General features: G+C 67.2%; 24 protein-coding genes. 13 read left to right on the top strand and 11 right to left on the bottom strand.

Going from position 1 to position 26,478, the window contains the following annotated elements; translation table 11 throughout:
- The first annotated feature begins 14 nt into the window (after nucleotides 1–14).
- The gene (locus tag NG900_RS25125) at nucleotides 15–686 is read left to right on the top strand and encodes a CYTH domain-containing protein (RefSeq protein WP_252684856.1); all 672 of its coding nucleotides are present in this window, start codon (nucleotides 15–17) and stop codon (nucleotides 684–686) included.
- On the top strand, nucleotides 683–1,483 hold the full coding sequence (locus tag NG900_RS25120) for a uracil-DNA glycosylase (RefSeq protein ID WP_252684854.1): 801 nt from the start codon (nucleotides 683–685) through the stop codon (nucleotides 1,481–1,483). The genes NG900_RS25125 and NG900_RS25120 overlap by 4 nt, the downstream gene beginning before the upstream one ends.
- A 436-nt stretch (nucleotides 1,484–1,919) precedes the next feature.
- Here NG900_RS25120 and NG900_RS25115 read toward each other — a convergent pair whose 3' ends face one another.
- From NG900_RS25115 to NG900_RS25095, 5 genes are all read right to left on the bottom strand, one after another.
- A complete protein-coding gene (locus NG900_RS25115; protein ID WP_252684853.1) occupies nucleotides 1,920–4,139 on the bottom strand; it encodes an FUSC family protein in 2,220 nt (739 codons plus the stop codon).
- Between the two features lie 16 nt (nucleotides 4,140–4,155).
- Complete coding sequence (locus NG900_RS25110) at nucleotides 4,156–6,042, bottom strand: M61 family metallopeptidase (protein WP_252684888.1); 1,887 nt, start codon at nucleotides 6,040–6,042, stop codon at nucleotides 4,156–4,158.
- 59 nt (nucleotides 6,043–6,101) lie between these two features.
- Nucleotides 6,102–7,118, bottom strand: a complete 1,017-nt coding sequence (gene acuI, locus NG900_RS25105) for an acrylyl-CoA reductase (NADPH) (RefSeq protein ID WP_252684852.1) — start codon at nucleotides 7,116–7,118, stop codon at nucleotides 6,102–6,104.
- Between the two features lie 78 nt (nucleotides 7,119–7,196).
- The gene (locus NG900_RS25100) at nucleotides 7,197–7,952 is read right to left on the bottom strand and encodes a DsbC family protein (protein ID WP_252684851.1); all 756 of its coding nucleotides are present in this window, start codon (nucleotides 7,950–7,952) and stop codon (nucleotides 7,197–7,199) included.
- Nucleotides 7,953–7,988: 36 nt separating this feature from the next.
- On the bottom strand, nucleotides 7,989–9,284 hold the full coding sequence (locus NG900_RS25095; protein ID WP_252684850.1) for a UbiH/UbiF family hydroxylase: 1,296 nt from the start codon (nucleotides 9,282–9,284) through the stop codon (nucleotides 7,989–7,991).
- A gap of 364 nt (nucleotides 9,285–9,648) precedes the next feature.
- Between NG900_RS25095 and NG900_RS25090 the strand changes: the two genes are divergently transcribed.
- The 3 genes from NG900_RS25090 to NG900_RS25080 are packed head-to-tail and all read left to right on the top strand — an operon-like array spanning nucleotide 9,649 to nucleotide 10,887.
- The gene (locus NG900_RS25090; RefSeq protein WP_252684849.1) at nucleotides 9,649–10,044 is read left to right on the top strand and encodes a hypothetical protein; all 396 of its coding nucleotides are present in this window, start codon (nucleotides 9,649–9,651) and stop codon (nucleotides 10,042–10,044) included.
- Nucleotides 10,045–10,054: 10 nt separating this feature from the next.
- On the top strand, nucleotides 10,055–10,393 hold the full coding sequence (locus tag NG900_RS25085; RefSeq protein ID WP_252684848.1) for a hypothetical protein: 339 nt from the start codon (nucleotides 10,055–10,057) through the stop codon (nucleotides 10,391–10,393).
- A gap of 20 nt (nucleotides 10,394–10,413) precedes the next feature.
- On the top strand, nucleotides 10,414–10,887 hold the full coding sequence (locus NG900_RS25080; protein ID WP_252684847.1) for a lytic transglycosylase domain-containing protein: 474 nt from the start codon (nucleotides 10,414–10,416) through the stop codon (nucleotides 10,885–10,887).
- A gap of 44 nt (nucleotides 10,888–10,931) precedes the next feature.
- On the opposite strand, the gene NG900_RS25075 is transcribed toward NG900_RS25080, so the two are convergent.
- Nucleotides 10,932–11,309 (bottom strand): flagellar protein FliT, encoded by a 378-nt coding sequence (locus tag NG900_RS25075; RefSeq protein ID WP_252684846.1) that lies wholly within the window; start codon nucleotides 11,307–11,309, stop codon nucleotides 10,932–10,934.
- A 475-nt stretch (nucleotides 11,310–11,784) separates the two neighbouring features.
- Between NG900_RS25075 and NG900_RS25070 the strand changes: the two genes are divergently transcribed.
- The 4 genes from NG900_RS25070 to ychF all read left to right on the top strand — a co-directional run bounded on the left by NG900_RS25070 (nucleotide 11,785) and on the right by ychF (nucleotide 15,318).
- Nucleotides 11,785–12,387, top strand: a complete 603-nt coding sequence (locus NG900_RS25070) for a DUF1326 domain-containing protein (RefSeq protein WP_252684845.1) — start codon at nucleotides 11,785–11,787, stop codon at nucleotides 12,385–12,387.
- A complete protein-coding gene (locus tag NG900_RS25065) occupies nucleotides 12,384–13,196 on the top strand; it encodes a DUF2182 domain-containing protein (protein ID WP_252684844.1) in 813 nt (270 codons plus the stop codon). Before NG900_RS25070 ends, NG900_RS25065 begins: the two co-directional genes overlap by 4 nt.
- 14 nt (nucleotides 13,197–13,210) lie before the next feature.
- Nucleotides 13,211–14,104, top strand: coding sequence for a DMT family transporter (locus NG900_RS25060; RefSeq protein ID WP_252684843.1), 894 nt, complete (start codon nucleotides 13,211–13,213; stop codon nucleotides 14,102–14,104).
- A gap of 119 nt (nucleotides 14,105–14,223) precedes the next feature.
- Entirely contained in the window at nucleotides 14,224–15,318 is a 1,095-nt protein-coding gene (ychF, locus tag NG900_RS25055; RefSeq protein WP_252684840.1) for a redox-regulated ATPase YchF, read from the top strand.
- 75 nt (nucleotides 15,319–15,393) lie between these two features.
- Here ychF and NG900_RS25050 read toward each other — a convergent pair whose 3' ends face one another.
- From NG900_RS25050 to NG900_RS25035, 4 genes are all read right to left on the bottom strand, one after another.
- Complete coding sequence (locus tag NG900_RS25050; protein WP_252684838.1) at nucleotides 15,394–16,650, bottom strand: MFS transporter; 1,257 nt, start codon at nucleotides 16,648–16,650, stop codon at nucleotides 15,394–15,396.
- Nucleotides 16,651–16,660: 10 nt separating this feature from the next.
- Nucleotides 16,661–17,383, bottom strand: a complete 723-nt coding sequence (locus NG900_RS25045) for an amino acid ABC transporter ATP-binding protein (RefSeq protein ID WP_252684836.1) — start codon at nucleotides 17,381–17,383, stop codon at nucleotides 16,661–16,663.
- Complete coding sequence (locus tag NG900_RS25040; RefSeq protein ID WP_252684834.1) at nucleotides 17,370–18,119, bottom strand: amino acid ABC transporter permease; 750 nt, start codon at nucleotides 18,117–18,119, stop codon at nucleotides 17,370–17,372. Before NG900_RS25040 ends, NG900_RS25045 begins: the two co-directional genes overlap by 14 nt.
- Before the next feature lie 97 nt (nucleotides 18,120–18,216).
- A complete protein-coding gene (locus NG900_RS25035) occupies nucleotides 18,217–18,993 on the bottom strand; it encodes a basic amino acid ABC transporter substrate-binding protein (protein ID WP_420804184.1) in 777 nt (258 codons plus the stop codon).
- A gap of 294 nt (nucleotides 18,994–19,287) precedes the next feature.
- On the opposite strand from NG900_RS25035, the gene NG900_RS25030 reads away from it, so the two are divergent.
- Genes NG900_RS25030 through NG900_RS25020 form a run of 3 tightly spaced genes read left to right on the top strand, consistent with a single transcriptional unit; the run spans nucleotide 19,288 to nucleotide 24,055 of the window.
- Nucleotides 19,288–21,576 (top strand): ATP-binding protein, encoded by a 2,289-nt coding sequence (locus tag NG900_RS25030; RefSeq protein WP_252684830.1) that lies wholly within the window; start codon nucleotides 19,288–19,290, stop codon nucleotides 21,574–21,576.
- Nucleotides 21,577–21,602: 26 nt separating this feature from the next.
- On the top strand, nucleotides 21,603–22,070 hold the full coding sequence (locus tag NG900_RS25025; RefSeq protein ID WP_252684886.1) for a response regulator: 468 nt from the start codon (nucleotides 21,603–21,605) through the stop codon (nucleotides 22,068–22,070).
- 26 nt (nucleotides 22,071–22,096) lie between these two features.
- Nucleotides 22,097–24,055 (top strand): hybrid sensor histidine kinase/response regulator, encoded by a 1,959-nt coding sequence (locus NG900_RS25020; protein WP_252684828.1) that lies wholly within the window; start codon nucleotides 22,097–22,099, stop codon nucleotides 24,053–24,055.
- A 54-nt stretch (nucleotides 24,056–24,109) separates the two neighbouring features.
- On the opposite strand, the gene NG900_RS25015 is transcribed toward NG900_RS25020, so the two are convergent.
- On the bottom strand, nucleotides 24,110–24,352 hold the full coding sequence (locus NG900_RS25015; RefSeq protein WP_252684826.1) for a GlsB/YeaQ/YmgE family stress response membrane protein: 243 nt from the start codon (nucleotides 24,350–24,352) through the stop codon (nucleotides 24,110–24,112).
- Nucleotides 24,353–25,075: 723 nt separating this feature from the next.
- Here NG900_RS25015 and hemA point away from each other — a divergent pair.
- Entirely contained in the window at nucleotides 25,076–26,383 is a 1,308-nt protein-coding gene (gene hemA / locus NG900_RS25010; protein ID WP_252684824.1) for a glutamyl-tRNA reductase, read from the top strand.
- Nucleotides 26,384–26,478: the final 95 nt, after the last annotated feature.

The following is a 26,478-nucleotide window of genomic DNA, read 5'->3' as shown; positions in this document are numbered from 1 at the left end:
AAACGGAACCCTCGATGGCCCGCGAAATTGAACTGAAGCTGGCCGTACCGGCCGGCGCGCACGATGCGCTGGTCGGCTGGCTCGACCAGCACGCGCAACCGGCGGGCAGCGTCGAGCTGGCCAACGTCTATTACGACACGCCCGACCAGGCGCTGGCGCGCAACCGCGCCGCCCTGCGCGTACGCCGCCAGGGCACGCAATGGCTGCAGACGCTCAAGACCGCCGGTGATGGCGGCACGAGCGGCCAGGGCGGCCTGTCTGCCCGGCATGAATGGGAAGTGCCGCTGCAGGACGATGCACTCTCCGTCGACGCCTTCGCCGCGAACAACGCGACGGAAGCAGCCGACTACGTGCGCCCGCACGCCAGCGCTCTCGCTCCGCTGTTCCGCACCGACTTCACCCGCCGCCTGTGGCACGTGGACGCTGACGGCGGCGAGATCGAGATCGCGCTGGATGCCGGCGCCATCCTGATCCCCGGCACGCAGGCGCGCGAGCCCATCGACGAGCTGGAACTGGAGTGGAAACCAGCCGCCGGCAGCACCCTCAGCGAAGACGCCATCGCCGAACGCCTGCACGCCTGGACGCACACGCTGCGCACCGCCGTGCCCGGTCTTGCCCCGCTGGATGTCAGCAAGGCCCAACGCGGCTATCAATTGCGCGCAAAAGCCACCGGAGGCCAGGCATGAGCCGCCGCACCAACTCGGCACAAGCCGCCCTCTTCGACGAGCCCGCTGTCGAGACTGCCAACGCCGCCAACGGCGTCTTCGTCCCCCTGGCCGAGCAGTTCAACGCCCTGCCCGCCGACTGGAAGGCGCTCCTCACGCCCTGCCTCGCGCAGACGGACTGGCCCGCGCTGTGCGCCTTCGTCGATGGCGAGCGCGCGGCGGGCAAGCCGATCTTCCCGACCGAGGTGTTCCATGCGCTGCACCTGACGTCGGTGGACGACGTGCGCGTGGTCATCCTCGGCCAGGACCCGTACCACGGCACCGGCACCGTCGATGGCCGGGAGATTCCGCAGGCGCATGGGCTGGCGTTCTCGGTGCCGGCCGGCATTCGCGTGCCGCCGAGCCTGCGCAACATCTACAAGGAAATCGAAGCGGAATTCGGCTGCAAGCTGCCCAGTGTCTCCGGCAATCTCGAAGGCTGGTCACGGCAAGGCGTGCTGCTGCTCAACACGGTGCTGACCGTGGAGCAAGGCCAGGCCGCGAGCCACGCCAAACGCGGCTGGGAGCGCATCACCGATTGCCTGCTGGAACAGCTGGCGCGCATCGGGCACAAGCGCGTGTTCATGCTGTGGGGCAGCCATGCGCAGGCCAAGCGCGCGCTGTTGCCGGAGGGGCATCTGGTGCTGGAGGCGCCGCACCCGTCGCCGCTATCGGCGCATCGGGGGTTTTTGGGGTGTGGGCATTTCAAGACGGCCAATGATTGGCTCGCAGCGCAGCACCAGCCGACGATTGATTGGTTGAAGCCGCAGGCGGGTTGAGCCCGCGCACAGCCCGCCGGGTCCCGTCCGCGAGGCTCAACGCCCGGCAGCTGACACGCCAAGTCCCGCTGCCGGCTCTCAAAGTCCCGACTGCCGGTACACCGGGCCTCACTGCCGGCTCTCCAAGTCCCAACTGTTGACGCTCTGAGTGCCGCCGCTGGCTCTCCGAGTCCCGACCGTCGACGTTCTCAGCGTTACGGCTGGCTCTCCGAGCCCCGCCGCCGGCTCTCAAAGTCCCGACTACTGAGTCTCTAAGCCCGACTGCTGGCACTCCGAGTCTCGCCGCTGATTCTCCGAGTCCCACCGCCGGCTTCCGGAGCGGTGGCGCTGAGGCTTTTGAAGGCATCGCTCGCGCGTTGAGCGTCGTCGATGCAGCCTGGTATTTCGCGCGGCCCGCTTCGCGGTGCGTTGCCGAACCCTGGGAACGCCGCCGGACCTAATCCCGCGACACGCGCAGTGCCCGTCCCAACGCCCCACACCGCAGCGCGATCTTCGCCGTATCCGCACGCAGCGCCTGCAGGCGTCGCTCCAGCAAATGCATGGCGGACAGTGAATCCGACTCCGTCGCCGCCTCGACCATGCGCGAGCGCGCGGCCTGGTCGGCGAAATCGGCGGCGCCCAGCTCCTGCGTATCGCGCGGGCGCACGCCCCAGCCGCCTTCGTGCACCGCTTGGTCGAAACGCTCCTTGGCACGGGTGAGGCTCTCCAGCGCTGCCTCGGCGGTCTGCTCGACCAGGGCGCGGGTTTCCGCCTCGTCCAGCTCTTGCGCGCGCTGGCGCACCAGGATGCGCACCGCTGCCACGTGCGCGGCCACCAGGTAGTTCTGCACGATGAAGCGGTTGAGGTTATCCACAGCACGGTGGCGGCTCTTGGGCTCGTCGAGCATGCGCGCGAAGGCCGAGATCAGCCCTGTGAGCGATTCCATGAACTGCTTGCGCTGCACGCGGTAGGCGAAATCGTCCTTGAGGGTGCCGAGCAGCAGCTCGCGCGCGGCTTCGATGAAGCGCCGGTTGGTGCGCAGCACGTCGTCCACCAGCTTGGGCAGGTTGCGGTATTCCCAGGCGGGCAGCACAAAGCTGAACGCGGTGGCGATGGCCGCGCCGATCAGCGTATCGACCAGCCGCTCGCCGATCGCGCCCTTGCTGCCCGGCAGCAGGAGGTTGATCTGGATGAGCACCTGCACGCACGCTGCAATGGCCGTGTAGCGGTAGCGCACGGTGACGAAGGCCGCGCTGGCCGCCGTGGACACGTACAGCACGCCCATCAGGATCCACGTCGAATGGGTGAAGCGCAGGATCACCGCCGCAATCACGCAGCCGATGAGCGTGCCGAGCACCCGGTCGAAGTTGCGCTGGCGCGTCATGCTGAACGTCGGCTTGAGGATCACGACAATGGTCAGCAACACCCAGTAGCCGTGCGAGGCATACGGCAGGTGGTCGGCAATCCACAGGCCGGCGGCCACCGCCATTGAAATGCGCAGCGCAAAGCGCAGCACCGGCGAGCGCCACGTCAGTTCTTCGAGCACCAGCCGCAGTTCGTACTTCTGGCGCGTGAGGAACGGCGTCATGTCGGGGCGCAGCAGCACCTGCGACGGCTCAACCGGCGTGGCGGTGGCCGCGTGCAGTTGCGCCAGCAGCCGGATCGCGCCGCGCACCGTGGCCACGGATTCCTCCAATGCGGCAATGGCCTCGATGGGAATGGCGTGATGGCCGTGCTGCAGTTCATGGAGTGCCGCGTCGATGGCCGCCAGTTCCTGCTCGTACGACATCGGCGTGGGCGTTGGCCGATCGCGCCCGACGGCGTAGGCCACGGCTTCGATGTCCATGCGCATCTTTTCGATCACGTCGTGCAGCAGGCGCAGGATCTCGGCATCCGCCAGGTATTGGCGCAGCAGCGGGTAGTCGGTGTTGGACGACAGCAGGTACTCGTAGATGTCGAGCATCCGCATGTGGATCTGCACGAGGCGCCCGTCGCTGGCGGTGCGGTTGTCGCGAAAGACGAAGTCGCGCGCCACCTGCTGCTTGTCGGCCACGGAAATCTGCTGACGCACAAGCAGGTTGAACTGCGCATCGAAATCCAGCGAGGCATCGTAGAAGCCGGCCTTGCGTTCCACGTACACGGCAAGCTCGTACAGGCATTCAGCCAGCACCTGCTCCTTGATGCGGCGGCGCTGCATCCAGGCGACTGCCAGCGCAAAGGCCATGTAGCCGATGGCGCCAACGAAGAACTGCGCCGTGTGCTCCACCGCTTCGCGGAAGGCGAATTCCTCGGTAAAGGTGAGCGTCATGACGAACAACGCTGCAAATTGCAGCGGCATCGTCTTGTTGCCGTACGCCACCATCAACCCGGCGAGGAAGGTGACGAGCACGATCACCGCCGGCAGGATCGTGGTGTACGGGGTGACCACCGCCACGATGAAGGTGACGGCGGTGGTCAGCAGCACGCACGCCATCATCTCGTTGAACTTGTGCCGCAGCGGGCTGGGCAAGTCCATGAGGCTGGTGCACAGCGCGCCGATGGAGACCACCATCGCGCCCTGCAGGTCCATCACCAGCAGCGCGAGCAGCGTCAGGCCGATCACGCCGGTGGCGGTGCGGATGCCGCGCGAGACGTAATGGCTGTACAGGAAGGTGCGTGGGTCGTGGACGTAGTCCATTGGCTACGCGTGCGAATCAGGCCGACTTGCCGCGCGCGGTGCGCGCACCCCGTGCCGCCGCCCGCGTGCCCAGCCACGCCGAGCGCAGCGGCGACGGCTCCGAGGCCAGCGCCAGCGTGAACTGCGGCGTGGCGTCGGTGGCGAGCGTCACCTGCAGCGCCATCAGCTCGTCGCGGCGGAACACGTGCACGGGCACGGTATCGCCGGCGCGATGCCGCGCGAGGGTCTTGTCGAGCTGGCCGGCCGGCACGCGCAGGCCATCCACCGCGACGATCAGGTCGCCGGCAGACAGGCCGGCACGCTGTGCCGGACTGCCGTCGAACACCTGCTGCAGCTTGACGAAGCCGTTCTCGGCACCGCTCTTGACGCCCAGCGCCAGCGCGGACTCGGCGGCCTTGCGCGTGGCGCTCACGCCCATCGCCTTGAAGAGGGCCGGCAGCGGCAGGTCGTCGCGCCCTTCGGTCAGCTGGCGCACCAGCGTGCGCAGGCGCACACCGGTGGTCTCTTCCATCAGGGTGATCAGCCCGGCTTCGGTCACGCCGCGCTGCGTGTGGCCGGCGGCATAGAAGTCACGGCCGTACGTGACCCACAGGGCGCGCATCACGTCGTCGAGCGAGCGTTCACCGTCGGTCTGCGTGCGGATCGTCAGGTCCAGCGCCAGCGCCACCAGCGAGCCCTTGGTGTAGTAGCTGACGATGGCGTTGGGGGCGTTCTCGTCCTGGCGGTAGTACTTGGTCCACGCGTCGAACGAGCTTTCGGCCACGCTCTGCTTCAGGCGGCCGCTACCGCGCAGCACGCCGTTCCAGGTCTTGGCGAGCATCTCCAGGTACTGCGCTTCGGAGATCAAACCGGAGCGCACCAGCATCAGATCGTCGTAGTAGCTGGTGAAGCCTTCGAACAGCCACAGCAGCGGCGTGTGCACCTCGCGGTCGAGCGCGTACGGCACGAAGGTGGCCGGCTTGATGCGCTTGACGTTCCAGGTGTGGAAATACTCGTGGCTGACGAGGCCGAGGAAGGTGCGGTAGCCCTCGGTGGTCTCGTCGCGGCCGGCGACGGGCAGATCGCCGCGCGCGCACATCAGCGCGGTGCTGGCGCGGTGCTCCAGGCCGCCGTAGCCGTCGGTCGTCACCATCGTCATGAAGACGTAGCGGCGGTTGCTGTCGAGAAATGGGGCGACTGCGGGCGCCGTAGCCGTCGGCGGTTCGAACAGGCGGATCTGCGCTTCGCAGATGCGCTTGAAGTCGCGGGCGATGCGCTCCAGGTCGAGGTTCGGCACGCGGCCGGTGAAGACGGCGTCGTGCTGCGCGCCGCAGGCCTCGAACGAAACCAGCTCGAACGTGCCCATTTCGACGGGGTGGTCGATCAGCTCGTCGTAGTCGGCGGCCTCGTACCAGCCGAAGCCGTAGCGCTTGGCGCCCGAATGTCGCCCCCCCGTGCCGTGGATGCGGCCAGTGGCCTCACGCAATGCGGTGGCGACGCGCCAGCCTTTGTATGCGTCGCCGGCGGGCGGCTGGATGTCGACCAGGCAGCGTTGGTCATCCGCGCCTTCCACGCGCAGGAACACCGACGTGCCGTTGAAGAAGCCGTGCGTGGCGTCCAGATGTGCCGCGCGCACCGACAAGTCCCACGCATAGACGTCGTACGAAACCGTCAGCGGCCCGGTGCATGGGGCGGCCCACCACGTGTGCTTGTCGACCTTGGTCAGACGCACCGGCCGGTCAGCGGACGATGCCTCGATGCGCACGATGTTGCGGGCGAACTCGCGGATCATGTAGCTGCCCGGGATCCAAGCCGGCAGCGAGAAACGCTGCCCCTGCGGGTCTGGCGCCTCCACCGTGACGGTGACGGTGAACACGTGCGCCTCGGGCGCGGCAGGGGCGATGGTGTAGCGGATCGGCTTCATGGCGGACATTGTAGCGTTGCCACCTCATGCCACCGAAGCCAAATCGTCCGCCAATCCGCCTATCGGTTGACGTCGACGACCACGCGCCCGCGCATCTTGCCGGCCATGATGTCGTGCGCCGCGTCGATGGCTTCCGACAGCGTCACCTCGCGCGTGATGGCGGCCAAGCGGTCGGGCAGCAGATCGGTGGCCAGGCGCTGCCATGCGGTCTGGCGCAGCGCGCGTGGCGCCATCACGCTGTCGATGCCGCACAGCGTCACGCCGCGCAGGATGAACGGCGCGACGGTCGCCGGGAAATCCATCCCCTGCGCAAGCCCGCACGCGGTGACCACGCCGCCGTAGCGCACCTGCGCGCACGCATTGACCAGCGTGTGCGAGCCGACCGAATCGACCACCGCAGCCCAGCGCTCCTTCTGCAACGGCTTGCCCGGCGCGGACAGCTCCGCGCGGTCGATCACCTCGGTTGCGCCCAGTGCGCGCAAGAAATCCGCCTCGCTCGTCTTGCCGGTGGACGCGACCACGCGGTAGCCGAGCTTGTCCAGCAGCGCGATGGCGATCGAGCCGACGCCGCCCGACGCGCCCGTCACCAGCACCTCGCCGTCGCCCGGTTTTACGCCGGCGCGCTCCAGCGCCAGCACCGACAGCATGGCCGTGTAGCCGGCCGTGCCGATCGCCATGGCCTGCCGCGCGTCGAGCCCGGCCGGCAGCGCGACCAGCCAGTCGCCCGACAGGCGCGCCTGCTGCGCGAGGCAGCCCCAATGCGCCTCGCCGACGCCCCAGCCGTTGAGGATGACGGCATCGCCCGTCTTCCAGGCGGAGTGCGTGGAGTCGAGCACGACGCCCGCACCGTCGATACCGGCCACCATGGGCCACTTGCGCACGACCGGTGCGCGACCGGTGATGGCCAGGCCGTCCTTGTAGTTGATCGTCGACCAGTCCACGCGGATCAGCACGTCGCCGGCGGTGACCTCGTTGGCCAGGGCCTCGGGCGTGGACAGTGCTGCGTCGTCCAGTTCAACGATATGGGCCAGCGGCCCGCCATCCTGCTTTTCCAGCATCAGCGCGCGAAACGGCATGCCAGGTCTCCAATGTTGTTGTGAATGCGGGCGCCCAAAGAAAAAGCGCCGGACAAACCGGCGCTTTCCTTGGGCGATTTACGACTTCTTGAGCGCGGCGAACTTGCGCTCCAGCGTGGCCGCATCGATCAGCCCCGGGGCACGCGAGCCGTCGGGGAAGATGATGGCCGGCGTGCCGGTCACGTTGAGCTGCCGGCCGAGCTGAAGGTTGGCCTCCAGCGGCGTGTCGCAGGTGCCGGCGCCGCCCGGGGCGGTCTTGGCGGTCATCCAGTCCCGCCAGGCCTTGGCTCGGTCGGCCGAGCACCAGATCTGCTTGGCTTTGGTGTTCGAGTCTTCCGACAGGATCGGGAACAGGAAGGTGTAGACCGTGATGTTGTCGACCTGCGTGAGCATCTGCTCCAGCTTGTGGCAGTACGGGCAGTTCGGATCGGAGAACACGACGATCTTGCGCGCGCCGTTGCCCTTGACCCACTTCACGGCGCGGTCCAGCGGCAGGTCGGACCACTTCACGCGGTTCAGTTCGGCCAGGCGCTCCTGGGTGATGTTGGTGGCGGTCTGCGTGTCGAGCAGGTCGCCGTTGAGCACGTAGCGGCCTGTGGCATCGGTGTAGACGACCTGGCTGCCGAGGTTGATCTCGTACAGGCCGGCCAGCGGCGACTTGGCGACGCTCTTGATCTCCACGTTGGCGCCCAGGGCCTTCTGCACCGTGGCCTTGACCTTGTCCAGCGTGGGCTCTGCGGCACCCGCGGTTTGTGCCGTCAGCACATAGCCCGCGCCGATGGCAGCCACCGCCACCGCAGAGGCGATGGCCGCCACCCGAATACGAAACGACATAACAACTCCTGAAACCCCGAACGTGCCGATGATGCCTCAGCCCAGGGCGTGCCTGATCAACAGGCGTTTGATGAATGGCGTCATGCCCACCATGCGCATCCCCGCGTTGCGTACCGTGCGGGGCAGCGCGCCCGGCAGGGCGAACAGCTTGTGCAGGCCATCCGTGGCGGCCGTGAGCGAAAGCAGGTCTTCGCGGCGGGCGCGCTCGTAACGGCGCAGCAACCTCAGATCGCCATGATCGCGCATGGTTTCACGTTCCGCCATCACCTTGCCGATTTCGGACACATCCCTAAGGCCGAGGTTCATGCCCTGCCCGGCCAGCGGATGAATCACATGGGCCGCATCGCCCACCAGTGCCACGCGCGGCGCGACCACGCGGCTGGCGTGCTGCAGCACGAGCGGAAACCCCTGCGCGGGCGTGATGTTCGTCAGACGCCCAAAGCGTGCGGCGACGGCGCCACCTGCGGCGGCTTCCACCGCACGGCACAGTGCATCTGGCGACAGGGCGAGCAGTTCGCGGGCGTGGTCCTCGTCGGCGGACCACACCATCGAGACACGGCGATCGGGCAGCGGCAGCATGGCGAGGATCTCGCCGCGTGCGGGCGTGGTGTCGTCCGCTGCGGCAGCTTGCTCGGCCGAGGTGCCGAGGAACCACTGCCATGCGGTGTCCTGATGCCACTGCTCGGCCTGGAAGTTGGCGACCACCCCAAGCTGGCGGTACGGCTTCGCTTCGGCCTGGATGCCGGCCTGCTCGCGCACCCACGAGTGCTTGCCATCGGCACCGATCACGCATTCCGCGCGGATGACCTGCCCGTCGGCCAGCGTCAGGCGCACAGCATCGGCTTCCATCTCGAAGCCGGTGGCGGCGTGCGGGAAGGTCTGCACGGTGTGGGCAAAGCGCAGTGCGGTTTCCAGCGCGCGCTCGACCAGCGACGATTCGGCAATCCATGCCAGTTGCGGCGTGCCGGCGGCATAGGCGGAAAAGTGCAGGTCGGGGTGGACGTGTTCGCCGCGCGCGGCTGCGTCATCGCCAAAGATGCGCATGTCGTGCACCGGCTGCACGCGGGTCATGTCGAGCGCGGGCCAGATGCGCAGCTGCTCCAGCAGCGCCTGCGAGCTGGACGAAAACGCGTAGACGCGCGCATCCCAGGCGTCCGGGCCAGCGGGCGCGGATGCTGGCGCGGGCGGCGCGATATGCGCGATGCGCAGACCGAGTTGCGCCAGCCGCAGCGCGCAGGCACGCCCGACGATGCCGCCGCCCACCACGGCCAGGTGATAGGCCGCAGGCTCCTTGGAAACCGCCTTGGAAGAGGAAAACGCGGGTGTATTCATGGTGGGCCGATTATAGCGGCGGGGGGTGTTGCAGCTTTGCGGCCGCGCAAATGTGTCGCGGCGGGCACCTGCCCTATCGCGCCGTCCGCTCGGTGTTTACGCCTACGGTGCGTGTTTGCGGTGACGGCGTCACCCGAACCCATTGCTGCGCCCTGCCTACATTTTGAGCACCAACGTGGCATGCCCGCCGCATAAGTGCGAAGCGCGCCGCATGCCGCAAACCCTTGATGTGACGCCGTTTTCACCTCAAAACGCACGCTCAGGTCATCGCCCGGGATGGACGATAAAAACCGGGCAATTCGACGTTTTGACGCGCGCGACCCGCCGATACAGTGCGGGTCCGATCTACGCATTCCTCATTGCCATGCGGACTCTCTCCGATCGCACTGCTGCATTGCTCGTGCCATTCGCCCTGCTGGCGCTGGCGGGCTGCGCTCAATTGCCGGCACAGACGCCCGCCGCCGCGCCCGTGGCCCGCACCGCGCCCGCCGGCGAGGTCATGACCTTCGCCATTCCGCCCGATGCGCTGGGCGCGCATGACCCGCAACTGACCAGCGTGCTGACCAAGGCCGGCGCGCTGGCCGCTGCGCAAAAGCGCCCGGCGACGATCCAGGTGGCCGCGCTGGCGCAGGATTTCCGCTACCTGAACCAGGCACTGTGGAACGGCGTGCCCGCGCAGCGTGCCGGCTACGTCCGCCTGGAAAACCTGACCGTCAGCGCCAGCCAGCCGTACAGCGTGACGATCCGCACGCAGGACTAAGAGGAACGTCATGCATATGACCCACCTGCTCTTCCCGCTCACCGTCGGCCTGCTGACGGTACCGGCCGCGTCGGCCTTTGCCGCGCCGCCCGACGCATCGATGCCGGCGACGGCTGCCGCGCCCGACCGCGTCTATCCGCCGCTTCCCTCGCTGGCGATGCTGCCGCCCGGAGGCGGCGCCGAGCTCGAACCCCCGCCTGCGACCCGCACGCGCGGCGGCAAACGCAAGGTGGTGACGACCCAGTGGCGCAAGGCCACCGAACCGGTGCCGCGCATGGTGGTGTCGGAGGCATCGCACACATATCTGGCCGGCATCGAGCGGCAGCTCGAAGTGGCCCTGCAGAAATAACCGACCGCACAGGAGCCGCCATGCCCAGCGCCCGCACTCTCTGCCTGACCTGGGGCCGCCTTGGCGCGGCGCTTGTGCTGGCCGCCTCCGGCGTTGCCGCGCACGCCGCCCCGGGCGACTGCTTCGAGCAGGCCGGCACCTACCAGGGCGTCAACCCAACGGTGCTGCGCGCGATCGTGTGGTTTGAATCAAAGGGCGATGCAGGCGCCATCCACCGCAACGCCGACGGCTCGGTCGACATCGGCCAGGCGCAGATCAACTCGATCCACTTCAGCACGCTGGCGCGCTACGGCGTGACGCGCCGCGCACTGACCGACGCCTGCGTCAACGTGTTCGTGGCGGCGTGGCTGCTCAAGCAGAAGATGGTGCGTCATGGAAACACGTGGCGGGCCATCGGCGCGTACCACTCCGAGACGCCCGCACACCGCGACGCCTATGCGCGCAGCATCCAGCGGGTGCTGTTGTCGTGGGGAGAATTGCGGGCCGACCGCTGAATCGGGTCCGGCCCCAGGACGACCGCGAAGCCGCTCAGTAGTACTCAATAGTAAGAAACGGCGGCGTAAGCCTGACGGGCGCCGATGGCGCGGCGCTCGCCGCTGACCAGGCGCATGAGCTCGTCCTGGCGCGGGCAAACCAAGGCGCGTACGCGGGCGTCGTTGGCCAGGATGCGCATCATCAGGTCGCGCTTGTGCTGGATCTCTTCGCGCGACAGGGCCACGCGCTGCCCGTGGCCGAGGCGCTCCATGTGCGCCGCGCATTCACGCTCCAGCAGGCTGACCTCATCCCAATCGGCGCGTTCGGCGGCATCGACCATGTCTTGCGACAGGCCGGCGATGGCTTCATAGCAGGCGAACAGGCCTGCGCTGTCAGAGACCGTATGGGTCGGGCGAGCGGCGGTGGCGACGGTCCAGGACATGCTGTGCTCCAGATACGTTTTGTCGTTTGGAGCAGGACAGTGCAATAGGCATGCCCGGTCTGCGCGCAACAGGCCCGCCCTAACTCGGATCGCCCGCAAAGCCTTTCCCAGCTTGGTTTTCCGTGCAAATAGGGACTTCCCAGCCCTGTGGCCGCGGCTCGCCCGGAACGCGATTTCGCGCGAAGTTGTTACGTTTCTGGAACGTAACGCGTAACGGCGCCGTAACGCATTTTCGGCGGGCCACGCCGGCTGGCGGGGAATCGCCTTGCGTCGCCGATGTGCCTTCCTAGAATTCGAGCATGGCGCGCCGCAGTTGGGCTGCGGGGCCGCTTGAGTCCGCTTGTCTTCGATCTCGCCGGCCGTCTGCCCGCGCGTTTCCGACCCTCCATCCGGGCCCCAGCCCCAACCTCCGTCAAACCCGGCCGGTGGCCCCCTCGTGGCGTGCAATCGTCAACCGCGTCGGATGGAGGAAACCATGAGTTATCACCTGGAAGGCAGGCTGCTCGAAGTCTGCAATTGCCGCGTCCTATGCCCGTGCTGGATCGGCGAAGACCCCGATTTCAAGGTCTGCGACACGATCGTGGCGTGGCATATGGACCACGGCACGATCGACGGTGTCGATGTGTCCGGCTGCACCGTCGCCGCCGTCGCGCGCGTGCCGGGCAACATCCTGGAAGGCAACTGGACGGCCGCGATCTTCCTCAACGATTCGGCCTCGGAAGCGCAGGAAAAGGCGCTGCTCCAGGTCTACACGGGCCAGGCGGGCGGGCCGATTGCAGAGTTGGCCAAACTGATCGGCAAGGTGGTCTCGGTGGAGCGCGCGCCGATCACGTTCGACATCGTCGGCGCCAAGGGCACGCTCAAGATCGGCACCGATTACTACGCCGAGCTGGAACCCTACCTTGGCCCGAGCGGCGCGCAAACCACGCTGGCCGATACCGTGTTCTCGACCGTGCCCGGCGCGCCGGTGTTCGTGGGCAAGGCGCCGGTCTATCGCTCGAAGAACGCGGACATCGGCATCAACGTCGATCTCAAGAACCACAACGCGCTGCAGAGCACTTTCCTGTTTGATGCATGAACGCAGCATCGCGCCATCTACGCGTCTTCGTGCCGGTGCTGGCCGGCCTGGTGACGCTCGCCTGGCTCACGCTGTGGCTGTGGGCGCGCAGCCCATACGGGCGCTATCTCGATCACGGTGACTGGCTGGCCTCGGGCCCGGCGGCATGGCTGTGCCGGGTCGTGCCGGCCGGTTCGCTGGTCGTGCCGGCGGCGCTGTACGCACTGGCCTGGACGCTGATGATCCTGGCGATGATGCTGCCGACCACGCTGCCGCTGTTCCAGGCGTTTGACCGCGTGGTGGCTGGCCGGTCGGATCGCCCGCGCCTGCTGGCGTTGCTGGGCACGGGCTACGTGGCGGCGTGGAGCGCGTTCGGCCTGCTGGCGCATGGCCTGCATGCGCTGTTGCTCGCCGGTGTGGCGCGGGTGCCGCTGCTGGGCTGGCATGGCTGGCTGATCGGCGCCGCCACGCTTGCGGGCGCGGGCGCATTCCAGTTCAGCGCGCTCAAATATCGATGTCTGGACCAATGCCGCTCGCCATTGAGCTTCGTCATCAGTCATTGGCACGGCCCCGCGCCACAGCGGCAGGCGTTCATGCTGGGGCTGCGCCACGGGCTGTTCTGCGTGGGGTGCTGCTGGGCGCTCATGCTCCTGATGTTCGTGGTGGGCGCCGGCAGCCTCGGCTGGATGCTGGTGCTTGCCGCCGCCATGGCCATCGAGAAGAACGTCTCTTGGGGACGGCGCTTGTCGGCGCCGCTGGGCGTGGCGCTGCTGGCCGGCGCTGCCATACTCGCGGCCACGCATCTCTGGGGCGCAACGCCCATCGCATAAGACCCAACCCCACCATGACGGCGACAAACGACGGCCAACTTGCCCTGCGCACGGTACTGCTCACGAGCATCACGATGGTGGCGTTCGCGTCCAATTCGCTGCTGTGCCGGCTGGCGTTGCAGCACGCGACCATCGATGCGGCGAGCTTTTCCAGCCTCCGGCTGGTGTCGGGCGCGGTGGTGCTGGCCATCCTCGCGCGGGCAGGCGCTGGCCGGCTGCCACCCGCACGCGTGGACTGGACGGCCGCCACCATGCTGTTCGCCTACGTAGTGTTCTTCTCGTTTGCGTATCTGACCCTGAGTGCTGGCACGGGCGCGCTGATCCTGTTCGGCGCGGTGCAGCTGACCATGCTGGCGGCCGGCCTGCGCGCGGGCGAACGGTTCGAACTGCTCGGCTGGGCGGGCTTTGGGCTGGCGCTTGGCGGCCTCGTCTATCTGGTATCGCCCGGCGTAACTGCGCCGACACCGCTGGGCGCCGCGCTCATGACCATCGCCGGCGTGGCCTGGGGCGTGTATTCGCTGCGTGGGCGCGGGCTCGATAATCCGCTGGGCGCCACCGCCGGCAACTTCCTGCGCGCCGCGCCCATGGCGCTCGCCTTGAGCGCGGTGCTGGTTGGCCGCGCCCACGCCAGCCCGGCCGGCATCGCGCTGGCGCTGGCCTCCGGCGCGCTCACCTCGGGCATCGGCTATGTGATCTGGTATGCGGCGCTCAAAGGGCTCACGGCGATCCGCGCGGCGGCGGTGCAACTGTCGGTGCCACCCATTGCGGCGTTCGGCGCGGTGCTGTTCCTGGCCGAGCCGCTCACGCCACGCCTCGCCACGGCGTCTGCCGCCATCCTGGGCGGCATCGCCCTGGTGCTGGCCAGCCGCACGCAGCGCAAGCGCGCCGAGGCCGCATCCCAGGGCTAGACCGCGACCGAAGCGGTTACAATCACGCCTTTCCGTGAACGACGCGCACAGCCCGCATTCCGCTGTGCTGCCGCCTGCCCTAGCGTCACGCAACCCCTTGATTTAGAGCCTTTTTCACCATGAGCCTCCAATGCGGCATCGTCGGTCTGCCCAACGTCGGCAAGTCGACCCTGTTCAATGCCCTGACCAAAGCCGGCATCGCTGCCGAGAACTACCCGTTCTGCACGATCGAGCCCAACGTGGGCGTGGTGGAAGTGCCGGATGCGCGCTTGGCCGCGCTGGCCGAGATCGTCAAGCCCGAGCGCGTGCTGCCCGCGGTGGTCGAGTTCGTCGACATTGCTGGCTTGGTGGCAGGCGCATCCAAGGGTGAAGGCCTGGGCAACCAGTTCCTCGCCAACATCCGCGAAACGGACGCCATCACGCACGTCGTGCGCTGCTTCGAAGATGACAACGTGATCCACGTGGCCGGCAAGGTCGACCCGATTGCGGACATCGAAGTCATCAACACCGAGCTGGCCCTCGCTGACCTGGGTACGGTCGAAAAGGCACTGCAGCGCTACACCAAGGCCGCCAAGTCGGGCAACGACAAGGAAGCCGCCAAGCTGGTCGCCGTGCTGGAAAAGGCGCAAAAGGTGCTGGACGAAGCCAAGCCCGTGCGCGGCCTGAACCTGACCGACGAGGAATGGGCCACGCTCAAGCCGCTGTGCCTGATCACCGCCAAGCCGACCATGTACGTGGCCAACGTGCGCGAAGACGGCTTCGAGAACAACCCGCACCTGGACGCCGTGCGCGCCTACGCTGCGCAGACGAATTCGCCGGTGGTGGCCGTGTGCGCCGCCATCGAAGCCGAAATCGCCGATCTGGACGACGCTGACAAGGCCGAATTCCTGGCCGACATCGGCATGGAAGAACCGGGCCTGAACCGCGTGATCCGCGCAGCGTTCAAGCTGCTCGGCCTGCAGACGTACTTCACCGCCGGCGTGAAGGAAGTACGCGCCTGGACGATCCACATCGGCGACACGGCACCACGCGCGGCTGCGGCTATCCATACGGACTTTGAACGCGGCTTCATCCGCGCCCAGACGATTTCGTACGACGACTTCATCCAGTTCAAGGGTGAACAAGGCGCCAAGGAAGCCGGCAAGATGCGCGCCGAAGGCAAGGAATACATCGTCAAGGACGGCGATGTGCTGCACTTCCTGTTCAACGTCTGAGCAGGCAAGCGCAACGAAAAAGCCCCGCACTGCGGGGCTTTTTTCATGGGCAACGCGCAAGCCAACGGTCTGCCGTCAGTCCAGCTCCGCCCCCTTCAACTCGGGGATGAGGAAGAACGTCGCCAGCATGTCGAGCACATAGATGCCGGCCAGCAGCGCAATCGCCACCGGAAACGAATAGGCCGAAGCCAGGCTGCCGATCGCCACCGGCCCAAACCCGCCGATGGCGCGGCCGATGTTGAACAGCACGTTCTGCGCGGTGGCACGGGCGGCCGTCGGGTACGCCTCCGAGATCAGCGCACCATAGCCGCCAATCATGCCGTTGACGAACATGCCCATGACCGCGCCGGCCCACAGCATCGTCACCGGGTCGGTCAGCCGCGCATAGGTCAGCACCATCGCCACGGCGCCCGCCTGGAAGATCAGGAACGTCGGCTTGCGCCCGATGCGGTCAGCCAGATGGCCGAACACGCAGATGCCCGCCATCATGCCCAGCACCGTCACCGAGGTCCACACGGCAGACTTGGTGAGCGAGAACCCCAGCGTCTTGCCCAGATAGGTGGGCAGCCAGATCATGATGCCGTAGTAGCCGAAGTTCTGGACGGCGCAGAGGACGACGATGCCGACACTGGTGCGCGTGGTGCGCGCGTCGGCGACCAGCAAGCGGAAGGCATTGGACTTCTGGCGCGCCGCAGCCCGGTTGCGCACGAAGACTTCCGGCTCGTGCAGCTTGTTGCGCACCAGCCAGGCCACCAGCGCCGGCGCCATGCCCAGCACGAACATGCCGCGCCAGCCAATGACGGGCAGCAGCATCGGCGTGAGCAACGCAGCCAACAGCACACCCGACTGCCAACCCAGCGCCACATACGAAGACACCCGCGCCCGCTTGTGCGCCGGCCACGCCTCGGCCGCCAGCGCCATGCCGATCCCGAATTCGCCGCCCAGGCCGATCCCGGCGATGGTGCGATAGACCAGCAGATCGCTGAAGCCTTGGGCGAATGCGCACAGGCCCGTGAACACGGCAAACAGCACGATGGTCCAGGTGAGCACACGCACGCGGCCATACACATCGCTCAACGCGCCGAACACGATGCCGCCAGCCACGGCGCCGATCAGCGTCCAGGTCACCAGGGCGCCGGACTGGCTCGGCGTCAGGGCCAGCGCCGCGCTAATCGCCGGCAGCATGAAGCCCAGGATCAGCAGATCGAAGCCGTCCATCGCGTAGCCGATGGTCGAGCCGGCCAACGCTTTCCAGGCGTAGGCCGAGGTCTGCGCGGGATGCGACGCCGGAATACCGGCGTCCGCCGTTGATGCGCTCACGTTCGCTTCCATCGGATCGCCCCTACAGCACCTTGCGCAGAAACTCGCGCGTACGTTCGTGCTTTGGCGCAGAGAAGATCTGCTCCGGCGCGCCCTCTTCCATGATCACGCCCTGGTCGATGAAGAACACGCGGTCCGATACTTCCCGCGCGAACGCCATTTCGTGCGTGACGACCACCATCGTCATGCCCTCTTCGGCCAGCGACTTCATCACCTCCAGCACTTCGCCGACGAGTTCCGGGTCCAGCGCAGAGGTGGGTTCGTCGAAGAGCATCACGGTCGGCGACATCGCCAGCGCGCGGGCAATCGCCACGCGCTGCTGCTGACCACCCGAGAGCTGGCTCGGGTGTGCATCGATCTTGTCGAGCAGGCCGACCTTGCGCAGCAGTTGCTCGGCCACCGTGACGGCCTCGTCGCGCTTCATGCGGCGCACCTGCATCGGCGCGAGCACCAGGTTGTCGAGCACCGACATGTGCGCGAACAGGTTGAAGCGCTGGAACACCATGCCCACGCTGGCGCGCATCTTGTTCAGGTCGGTCTTCGGGTCTTCCACATGAAAGCCGTTGACCAGTACCTCGCCGCCCGAAACGGTTTCCAGCCCGTTCAGGCAGCGCAGGAACGTGCTCTTGCCCGAGCCCGACGGGCCGATCACGCACACCACTTCGCGCTCTTCGATGCGGCAGGTGATGCCGCGCAGCACGTTCGTATTGCCGTACTGCTTCTGCAGGTTGTTAACGACGATCATTCTTGCCGTACCTCGCTTCCAGATATTGAACCCCGGCCGACAAGACCAGCGTGATTGCCCAGTAGATGAGCGAGATTGTCAGATACGGCTCCCAGTAGCGCGCATACGCACCCGACACGGTGCGTGCGGCATAGGCGAGTTCCGCCAGGCCGATGGCCGAGGCCAGCGACGAATCCTTGACGATGGCGATGGCGTTGTTGCCCAGCGGCGGCAGCATGCGGCGAAACGCCTGCGGCAGCACCACGCGGCGCAGCGTCTCCATGTAGGTCATGCCCAGCGAGCGTGCCGCCTCGGCCTGGCCGCGATCGATCGACTGGATGCCGGCGCGGAAGATTTCCGACACATACGCGCCCGCATTCAGCGAGATGGCCAGCACCGCCGACGTGAACGCGCCGTATTGCTGCCGGACCTCGCGCGCGAGTTCACCGCTGATGAGCCAGCCATCCGCGGGGTTGATCAGCACCGGCATCAGCGCAAAGTGGATCAGCAGAATCTGCACGAACAGCGGCGTGCCGCGAAAGAAGCTGACGTAAAAGCGCACCGGATACTGCACCGCATAGCGCAGGAAGTACTTGTAAAAGCCGTGACGCGCCTCGGCGAGCCGGCCAACGCCGAGCACCAGCCCGAGCAAGGTGCCGGCGATCACGCAGATCACCGTGCACTTGAGCGTCATCAGCGTGCCCTCGACGAAGAGCGGCAGATACTCGCCAATGATGTTCCACTGGAACCCACCCATGGGGACCACCTTTTTTTATTGGAGCAACAGAATGAAACGAGCCGGCAGTGCCGGCTCCGGGAGAAACGCGTGGCGGCGCAATCGCGCTGACTGCTGCTTATTGTTGGGGTAGCGTGGGCACGTTGTCGTCGAACCAGTGCTTGTAGATCTTGGCGTAAGTGCCGTCGGCCACAACCTTCTTCAGGCCGGTGTTGATCTGGTCGAGCACGACCTTGTTGCCCTTCTTGACCGCGATGCCGAAGTACTGCGGCTTGAACTTCGCGTCGGAGACGAGGCTGAACGGCTTTTCCGGGTGGCTCTTGACGTAGAACTTGATCACGCCCACATCGCCCACGGCCGCGTCGACACCGCCGCGATACAGCTCTTCGAGCATCAGCGGCGTGTTGTCGAAGCGCTTGATGGCCGAGCTCGTGCGGCCGAGTTCTTCCGAGACGGCGGTGTCACCGGCGCTGGATGCCACCACGCCGACCTGGCGCTTCTTGAGGTCTGCCAGGCTCGCGATCTTGGCATTCGGCGCGGTGATGATCACCTGGCCGGCCGGAAAGTACGGCGCCGAAAAATCGACCATCTGCTTGCGCTGGTCAGTGATGGTGATGCCGGAAACGATGATGTCGCGGTCACCCTGGTTGAGCGTGGCAAAGATGCCTTCCCACGGCGTGCTGACCAGCTTGACGTTGAAGCCGCCAGCCTTGCCGATCGCCTTGATCAGATCGATGTCGAAGCCCGTCAGTTCCTTCTGCGGCGTTTCGAACTCGAACGGGCGATACGTGCCGCCCGCGCCCACGGTGTAGGTGGGCTCCGCCGACGCGCCGCCCGGCGCCATGGCAAAGGTGGTCAGGACAGCGACTGCAGCCATGAGACGCTTCATCGACATAGTTGAATCTTCCCTGCGAGTGGTGTGAGCAAGGCGCTGATGATACTCCTGCACTTATCGCAACAAAACGCGGAGCGACCCGGGTACGGGTAGGCGTTACAAGCTTGCAATGTCTATCCGTCACTTTTTACACGCGGCGGGGATAGGGCAGCGGCTGGCACGGCCCCCACAGTTGCGGTGACGCCAGCGCGATCCCCTCAGGCATGGCGATTGCTGCGGCAGGAAAGGATGGGTTGACTACCCAGCCGAGGTACGGCATGCCGCCAACGGCGTAGCGCCTCTCTTTGTCTAGCCATGAGTTCGCATCCGCCCTTTCTCGCCGACACCCACGCCGCGCCAGGCGTCGGCCCTGACACAGCCACCGAGGCCGCCATCCAATCGCGCGGCGTGCTGCTGTGCCTGTCCGAGCCTGGACTGCGCATCGACCAGGCCAGTGAAAACCTGGAAGCCGCGCTGGGCACGCCGCTCGCCGCCGCACTGCAGGCGCCGGTCGACCGCGTGATCGGCGCGGTCGGGCGCGCGGCGCTGGAGCGTGCCCTGGCGACGCAGAGCGTGGACGACCACCCGCTGTACTTCGGCACGCTGCACACGCCGCAAGGCCACGCCCTTGACGCCGTTGTGCACCGGCACCGGGGCGTGCTGATCCTCGAACTCGAACCCGCCGTGCACGCCGCCGATGGCGCCTTCGCATCGATGTACCCCCTGGTGCGCACCTTCGTCGGCAGCCTGCAGGCGGTGAGCAGCATTGACACGCTGACCGACCTGGCCGCGCGCGAAGTCCGCCGCCTGACCCAATTTGGCCGCGTGACCGTCTACCGGATCGACACCGATGGCTCCCTGCGTGCGCTGGCCGAGGCGCGCGACACGGCCTACGACACGCTGTTCGGCACCCACCTGCCCGGCGCCAGCCTGACGCCGGTGCTGCGCAGCCTGTACAGCCGCAACCCGTTGCGCCTGGTGGCGGATATCGACAGCACGCCCGTCGGCCTGGTGCCGCCGCAGCATCCCGCCACGGGGCGCGTGACCGATCTGTCGTATGCGGCCTTGCGCGCGGCCTCCGATGCCCAGCGCGAAACCATGCGCCGCATGGGCGCGATGGCCTCGCTCACGCTGGCGCTCACCGTGCGCGGGGAGTTGTGGGGGCTGGTGGCGTGCCACCACGCCACGCCCTGCTCGCTGTCGTTCGAGGTACGCACGGCGTGCGAGCACCTGGCGCAGATCCTGTCGCTGCAGATCGAAGCCAAGGAAGACCGCGCCGAGATTGCCCACCGGCTGGAGTTGCGCCGCATCCTCGTGCGCCTCTTGGCGGCGATGGCCGATCGCGACCACTTCCTCGACGGCCTGCTCGAACAGCCGGCCGATCTGCTGCGCTTCGCCTCGGCCAGCGGCGCGGCCATCGTGCGCCAGGACGATTGCGTGCGCATCGGTGCGGCGCCCGACGCCGAGAGCATCCTGCGCCTGACCGAATGGCTGGCCGACGAGCGCCCCGGCGAGGTTTTCCACACCGACCGCCTGGCCGCCGTCTACCCCGACGGCGCGGCGCTGCTGCCCCAGGCCACCGGCCTGCTGGCAGTGCAGGTCTCGCAGCTGCATCGGCACTACGTGCTGTGGTTCCGCCCCGAAACGCCGCACACCGTGGGCTGGGCCGGCGACGCGCCCGGCCTGGCCAGCCAGCAGGACACAACCACCGTGCTCGGCCGCACGCGCCACTGGCACGAGCACATCGCGCACACATCACGCCCATGGCGGACAAGCGAAGTGGAAACCGCCGCGGAATTCCGCTACGCCGTGCTCAACATCGTGCTGCGCCGCGCCGAAGAGGCAGCGGAGCTGACCAGCGAATTGCGCCGCGCCAATCACGAGCTGGAGGCATTTTCGTATTCCGTCTCGCACGACTTGCGCGCGCCGCTGCGGCATATCGCCGGGTATGCCGAACTGCTCGACGAGATGGAAGGCGATCACGTCTCGGCGCGCGGGCGGCACTTCCTGCAGACGATCTCGGAATCGTCGCGCTTTGCCGGCAAGCTGGTGGACGATCTGCTGACCTTCTCGCAGATGGGCCGCGGCGCGCTGCACCTGGCCGACGTCGACCTCACCCAGCTCGTGCGCGGCATCGTGCGCGAGCTGACGACCGACCAGGGGCGTCGCCACATCGAATGGAACATCGCCGCGCTACCGGTGGTGCGCGCCGACCCGACCTTCCTGCTACTGGCGGTACGCAACCTGCTCTCCAATGCGGTCAAGTACACGCGCGACCGGAATCCGGCGCGCATCCAGATCCACGCCGAACAGACCGACACCGAAACCATCGTGCGCATTGCCGACAACGGCGTGGGCTTCTCGATGGAGTACGTGAACAAGCTGTTCGGGGTGTTCCAGCGGCTGCATCGCATGGACGAATTCGAGGGCACCGGCATCGGCCTGGCCAATGTCCGGCGCATCATCGATCGCCATGGCGGCCGCACCTGGGCCGAAGGCAAGCTCGACCACGGCGCGACGTTCTACTTCGCGCTGCCGCGCATGCCCGACCCGCTAGAGGCATCCGCGGCCGGGGCCGGTACCCCCGCCACCCGCGATGCGTGATCGTCATGTCCACGCCCATTGTCACCATGCTCAAACCCATCCTGCTCGTTGAAGACAACCCGAACGACCTCGAGCTGACCCTGCTGGCGCTGGAGCGCAGCCAGCTTGCCAACGATGTGGTCGTCACCCGCGACGGCGCCGAAGCGCTGGACTACCTGCACGCGCGCAACCTCTACGCGCAGCGTGTGCCGGGCAACCCGGCGGTGGTGCTGCTCGATCTGAAGCTGCCCAAGGTCGATGGATTGGAGGTGCTGGCCGAGATTCGCGCCACGCCCACGCTCAAGAGCCTGCCGGTGGTCATGCTCACCTCGTCGCGCGAAGAAACCGACCTGCTGCGCAGCTATGCCCTGGGCGTCAACGCCTATGTGGTCAAGCCGGTGGAGTTCCACGCGTTTGTCGACGCGATAGCCGATCTGGGCGTGTTCTGGGCGGTGCTGAACGAACCGCCGCCAGGGTCGACGCGGGCACGCCGGGCCCTGCAGACGACCAGCTAGTCGCGCCCTTCGGAGCCACCGTCCCCATGCCCAATCTGCAACTGCTGCTGGTCGAAGACAATCTGCTCGATGCGGAGCTGACGCGCGCGCGGCTTGAAACCGCCAACCTGCCCGCCGACACCACCCTCGTCGACAACGAAACCGACTTCATCGCCCAGCTCAACGCGCACACCTTCGACGCCATCCTGGCCGATTACATGCTGCCGCAGTTCACCGGGGCGGAGGCGCTCGACATCGCGCGCCGCATGGCGCCGCAGACGCCGTTCATCTTCGTGTCAGGTGCGCTGGGCGAGGAGCACGCGGTGGACATGCTCAAGCGCGGCGCCACTGACTACGTCATCAAGCAGCGCCTGCAGCGCCTGCCCGTGGTGCTGCTGCGCGCGCTGGCCGAAGCCGCCGAACGCCGCCAGCGCATTGCCGCCGAAGCCGCACTGCGTGAAACGGAAACGCACTTCCGCCTGCTGATCAACGCGCTCAAGGAGCACGCCGTGCTCTCGCTCGACCCGCAGGGCATCGTACGCACCTGGAATGCAGCGTCGCACAGCATCCTGGGGTATGGCCGCGACGACATCCTCGGCAAATCGGCCGAGATCCTGTACCCGCAGGCCGCGCGCGAAGCCGGCGACTTCCAGCGCAAGCTCGAACGCGTGCGCCGCGAAGGCAGCCTGACCGACGACCGCTGGATGCTACGCAAGGACGGCACACCGTTCTATGCATCGAGCGTCGTCACCGCCATCCACAACGAGGCGGGGCAGTTGATCGGCTTCTCCAAGATCGTGCGCGACGCCACCGAGGAACGCATAGCCGCCGATGCCCTGCGCCGCGCCAAGGAAGAGGCCGAAACGGCCAACCACGCCAAGGACCACTTCCTCGCCGTGCTCTCGCACGAACTGCGCACCCCGCTCACCCCCATCCTGACCGCCGTCCACCTGCTGGAACTGCGCCAGGACCTGCCGCCCTACGTGGTCGCGCAGCTGGAGGTCGTGCGCCGCAATGCCGAACTGGAAGCCCGCCTGATCGATGACCTGCTCGACATCACCGGCATTGCGCGGGGCAAGCTGGCGGTGAGCTTTGCGCCGGTCGACCTGTATCCGCTGCTGGAGAGCACGCTGGAGATGTCGCGCAGCGACATGCAGATCAAGCGTCTCGCGCTCAAGACCCGTTTCGAGGCGGGCCGCAGCCGGCTGTTGGCCGACGGCGCGCGCATCCAGCAAGTGATCTGGAACCTGGTGCGCAACGCAGTCAAATTCACGCCCGAGGGCGGCGCCATCGAGGTGCACGTCTGGAACCCGAACCCCGCCACCGTGGCGGTGGCCGTGAAGGACAACGGCATCGGTATCGAACCCGACGCGCTGCCGCGCATCTTCTCGGCGTTCGAACAGGCTGACGAATCCATCACACAACGCTTTGGGGGGCTTGGGCTGGGCCTGGCGATTGCCTATGCACTGGTGCAGAAGCACGAAGGGTCGCTCATCGCCGAGAGCGCAGGCCGCCACCAGGGCGCCACCTTCACGCTCACCTTGCCGCTGGCCACCGAGATGGCACAGCCCGAGACGCCGCCCCCCTCGCCCATGCCGCGCATACAGCACAGAGGGGGCCTGCATGTGCTGCTGGTGGAAGACAACGCTGATACCGCCGAAGCCATGTCACAGATGCTGCAGATCCTGGGCCACACCGTCACGGTCGCCAACGGCGCGCGCACGGCGATGCAAGCCGCCGAGTCGGGAACGTTCGATCTGCTGATCAGCGATATCGGCCTGCCGGACGGCAGCGGCCTGGATGTGGTGCACGTGTTTGGCGAACGGCAGGCCGCGCCGTCAATCGCCATCACGGGCTACGGCATGGAAGACGACATCGCCCGCTGCCGCCAGGCGGGCTTTACCGATCACCTGACCAAGCCGGTGGACTTCAAGCGGCTGGAAACGCTGCTGACCAGCTACCAGGCCGCGCGCGATGAGCGGACCTCCGGCGTGAGCGCCGGCTGAGCGCGCCAGAATGCCGCAGGGGCACGGTCAGGGGCACAGTCAGGGACACTCGGCCTAGCGGCGCAGCAGGCCCCAGGCGGCGGGCAGCAGCATGGCGCCCACCACTGCGGCCGTCCACGCCATGATCTGGCCGTCGGCATACAGGTGGAGGAACTGACCGCCGTAGTAGCCGATCAACGCCCCGATGGCGCCCGACAGCAGCGCTGCCAGCCAGCCCAGGCGCCCGCCCGCCGGATGCAGCCAACGCGCCGCCACACCCACCGCCAGCCCGATCCACAGCGGCCCGATCCACCCCATTGCCTGTTCTCCGTTGCCCGCGTTGCCGTGGGCGATGCCGATTCCGATTCAATTGGACGCGTACCTTAGCGCAGGACGGCGCGGAAGGCCACGCCCGGGACGCCGAGCCCCGACCGCCAGGTAGAAAGCGCCGGATGTCGAGCTCTGAACTCCGCCTTCCGAGCAGAAAGCACCGTGTGTCGAGCTCCGAGCTCGGCTTGCCGAGCAAAAAGCACCGTGTGTCGAGCTCCGAGCTCGGCCTGCCGAGCAAAAAGCGCCGTGTGTCGAGCTCCGAGCTCGGCTTGCCGAGCAAAAGGCTCCGTGTGTCGAGCTCCGAGCTCGGCTTGCCGAGCAAAAGGCTCCGTGTGTCGAGCTCCGAGCTCGGCCTGCCGAGCAAAAAGCGCCGTGTGTCGAGCTCCGAGCTCGGCCTGCCAAGCAAAAGGCTCCGCGTGTCGAGCTCCGAGCTCGGCCTGCCGAGCAAAAGGCTCCGCGTGTCGGGCTCCGAGCTCGGCCTGCCGAGCCAAAAGGTCCGCGTGCCGCGCTCCGAACTCGGGACGCGACCGTTTGGCGCTCGCGCATGGGCTCAAAAAGACGGCACAGCCGCCTGTTTTGCGTGACGCATACCGTACATTTGCGGGGCAAGCCGCGCAGGGGTTGCGCTGTGTCCTGCTGGCGTGGAGGCCGGGCGTTATAATTCGGGTTGATCAAAATTCGTGCCGATCCATCCCTAACCGGCCGCCCCACATGCAGTTGCTGACTCTCGGAATCAACCACCACACGGCGCCGCTTTCCCTGCGCGAGAAGGTGGCGTTTCCGCTCGAGCAAGTGGGGCCCGCGCTGGGCACGCTGCGCCAGCATCTGCCGCATCTCAAGAGCACGGCCGAAGCGGCCATTCTGTCCACCTGCAACCGCACCGAGATCTACTGCGCCACCGACGGCAACCTGCCCGAAGAGACCGCGCACGAGCACGCGATCCGCTGGCTGGCCCACCACCACAACATCGACCCGAGCGAACTCGCGCCCCATGTGTATTCGCTGGGCCAGTCGCTGGCCGTACGCCATGCGTTTCGCGTGGCCAGCGGGCTCGATTCGATGGTGCTGGGCGAAACGCAGATCCTCGGCCAGATGAAAGACGCCGTGCGCACCGCCACCGAAGCGGGCGCCCTGGGCACGTACCTGAATCAGCTGTTCCAGCGCACCTTTGCGGTCGCCAAGGAAGTGCGGGGCACGACTGAGATCGGCGCGCATTCCGTATCGATGGCCGCCGCCGCCGTGCGATTGGCGCAGCGCATCTTCGAATCGATCGCGCAGCAGCGAGTGCTGTTCATCGGCGCCGGCGAGATGATCGAGCTATGCGCCACGCACTTCGCCGCGCAAATGCCGCGTGAGGTCGTCATCGCCAACCGCACGCTCGAGCGCGGCGAGAAGCTCGCCGAGGCGCTGTCGAACCAGGGCCTGAACGCCCGCGCCGTGCGCTTGGCCGAACTGCCGACCAAGCTGGCCGAGTTCGACATCGTCGTCTCGTGCACGGCCAGCACGCTGCCCATCATCGGACTGGGTGCCGTGGAGCGCGCCATCAAGCAGCGCCGCCACCGCCCGATGTTCATGGTCGACCTGGCCGTGCCGCGTGATATCGAACCGGAAGTCGCACGCCTGTCCGACGTGTTCCTCTACACCGTGGACGACCTGGGCGCCATCGTGCGCGAGGGCAATGCACTGCGGCAGGCGGCCGTCGCGCAGGCCGAGGCCATCATCGAGACGCGCGTGCAGAACTTCATGCACTGGCTCGATGCGCGCAGCGTGGTTCCGGTGATCCGTGATCTGCACGCGCAGGCTGAAACGCTGCGCCAGGGCGAGCTGGAACGCGCCCAGCGCATGCTCGCGCGCGGCGATGATCCGGCACTGGTGCTCGAAGCACTGTCACAGGCGCTCACCAAGAAATTCCTCCACGGCCCGACGCACGCGCTGAACCATGCGCAGGGCGAAGGCCGCGAGCAGCTCATCGACCTGTTGCCGGCGCTGTTCCGCCAGTCCAGCCACTCCGAGCGCTAGCGGCGCTTCATCGCTTGCGCCCCTGCGCGGCGCATGTTCCGGCGCACCGTCTGCGCGCCGCTCTCGCTTTCAGCGTTTCCCTCTGCGGTCCCCCG

Source organism: Ralstonia soli (genome assembly GCF_023955655.1).
In the GTDB taxonomy this organism is placed as follows: Bacteria; Pseudomonadota; Gammaproteobacteria; order Burkholderiales; family Burkholderiaceae; genus Ralstonia; species Ralstonia soli.
The sequence above is the reverse complement of the archived record's forward strand: the minus strand, read 5'-3'. Positions and strand labels throughout refer to the sequence as shown.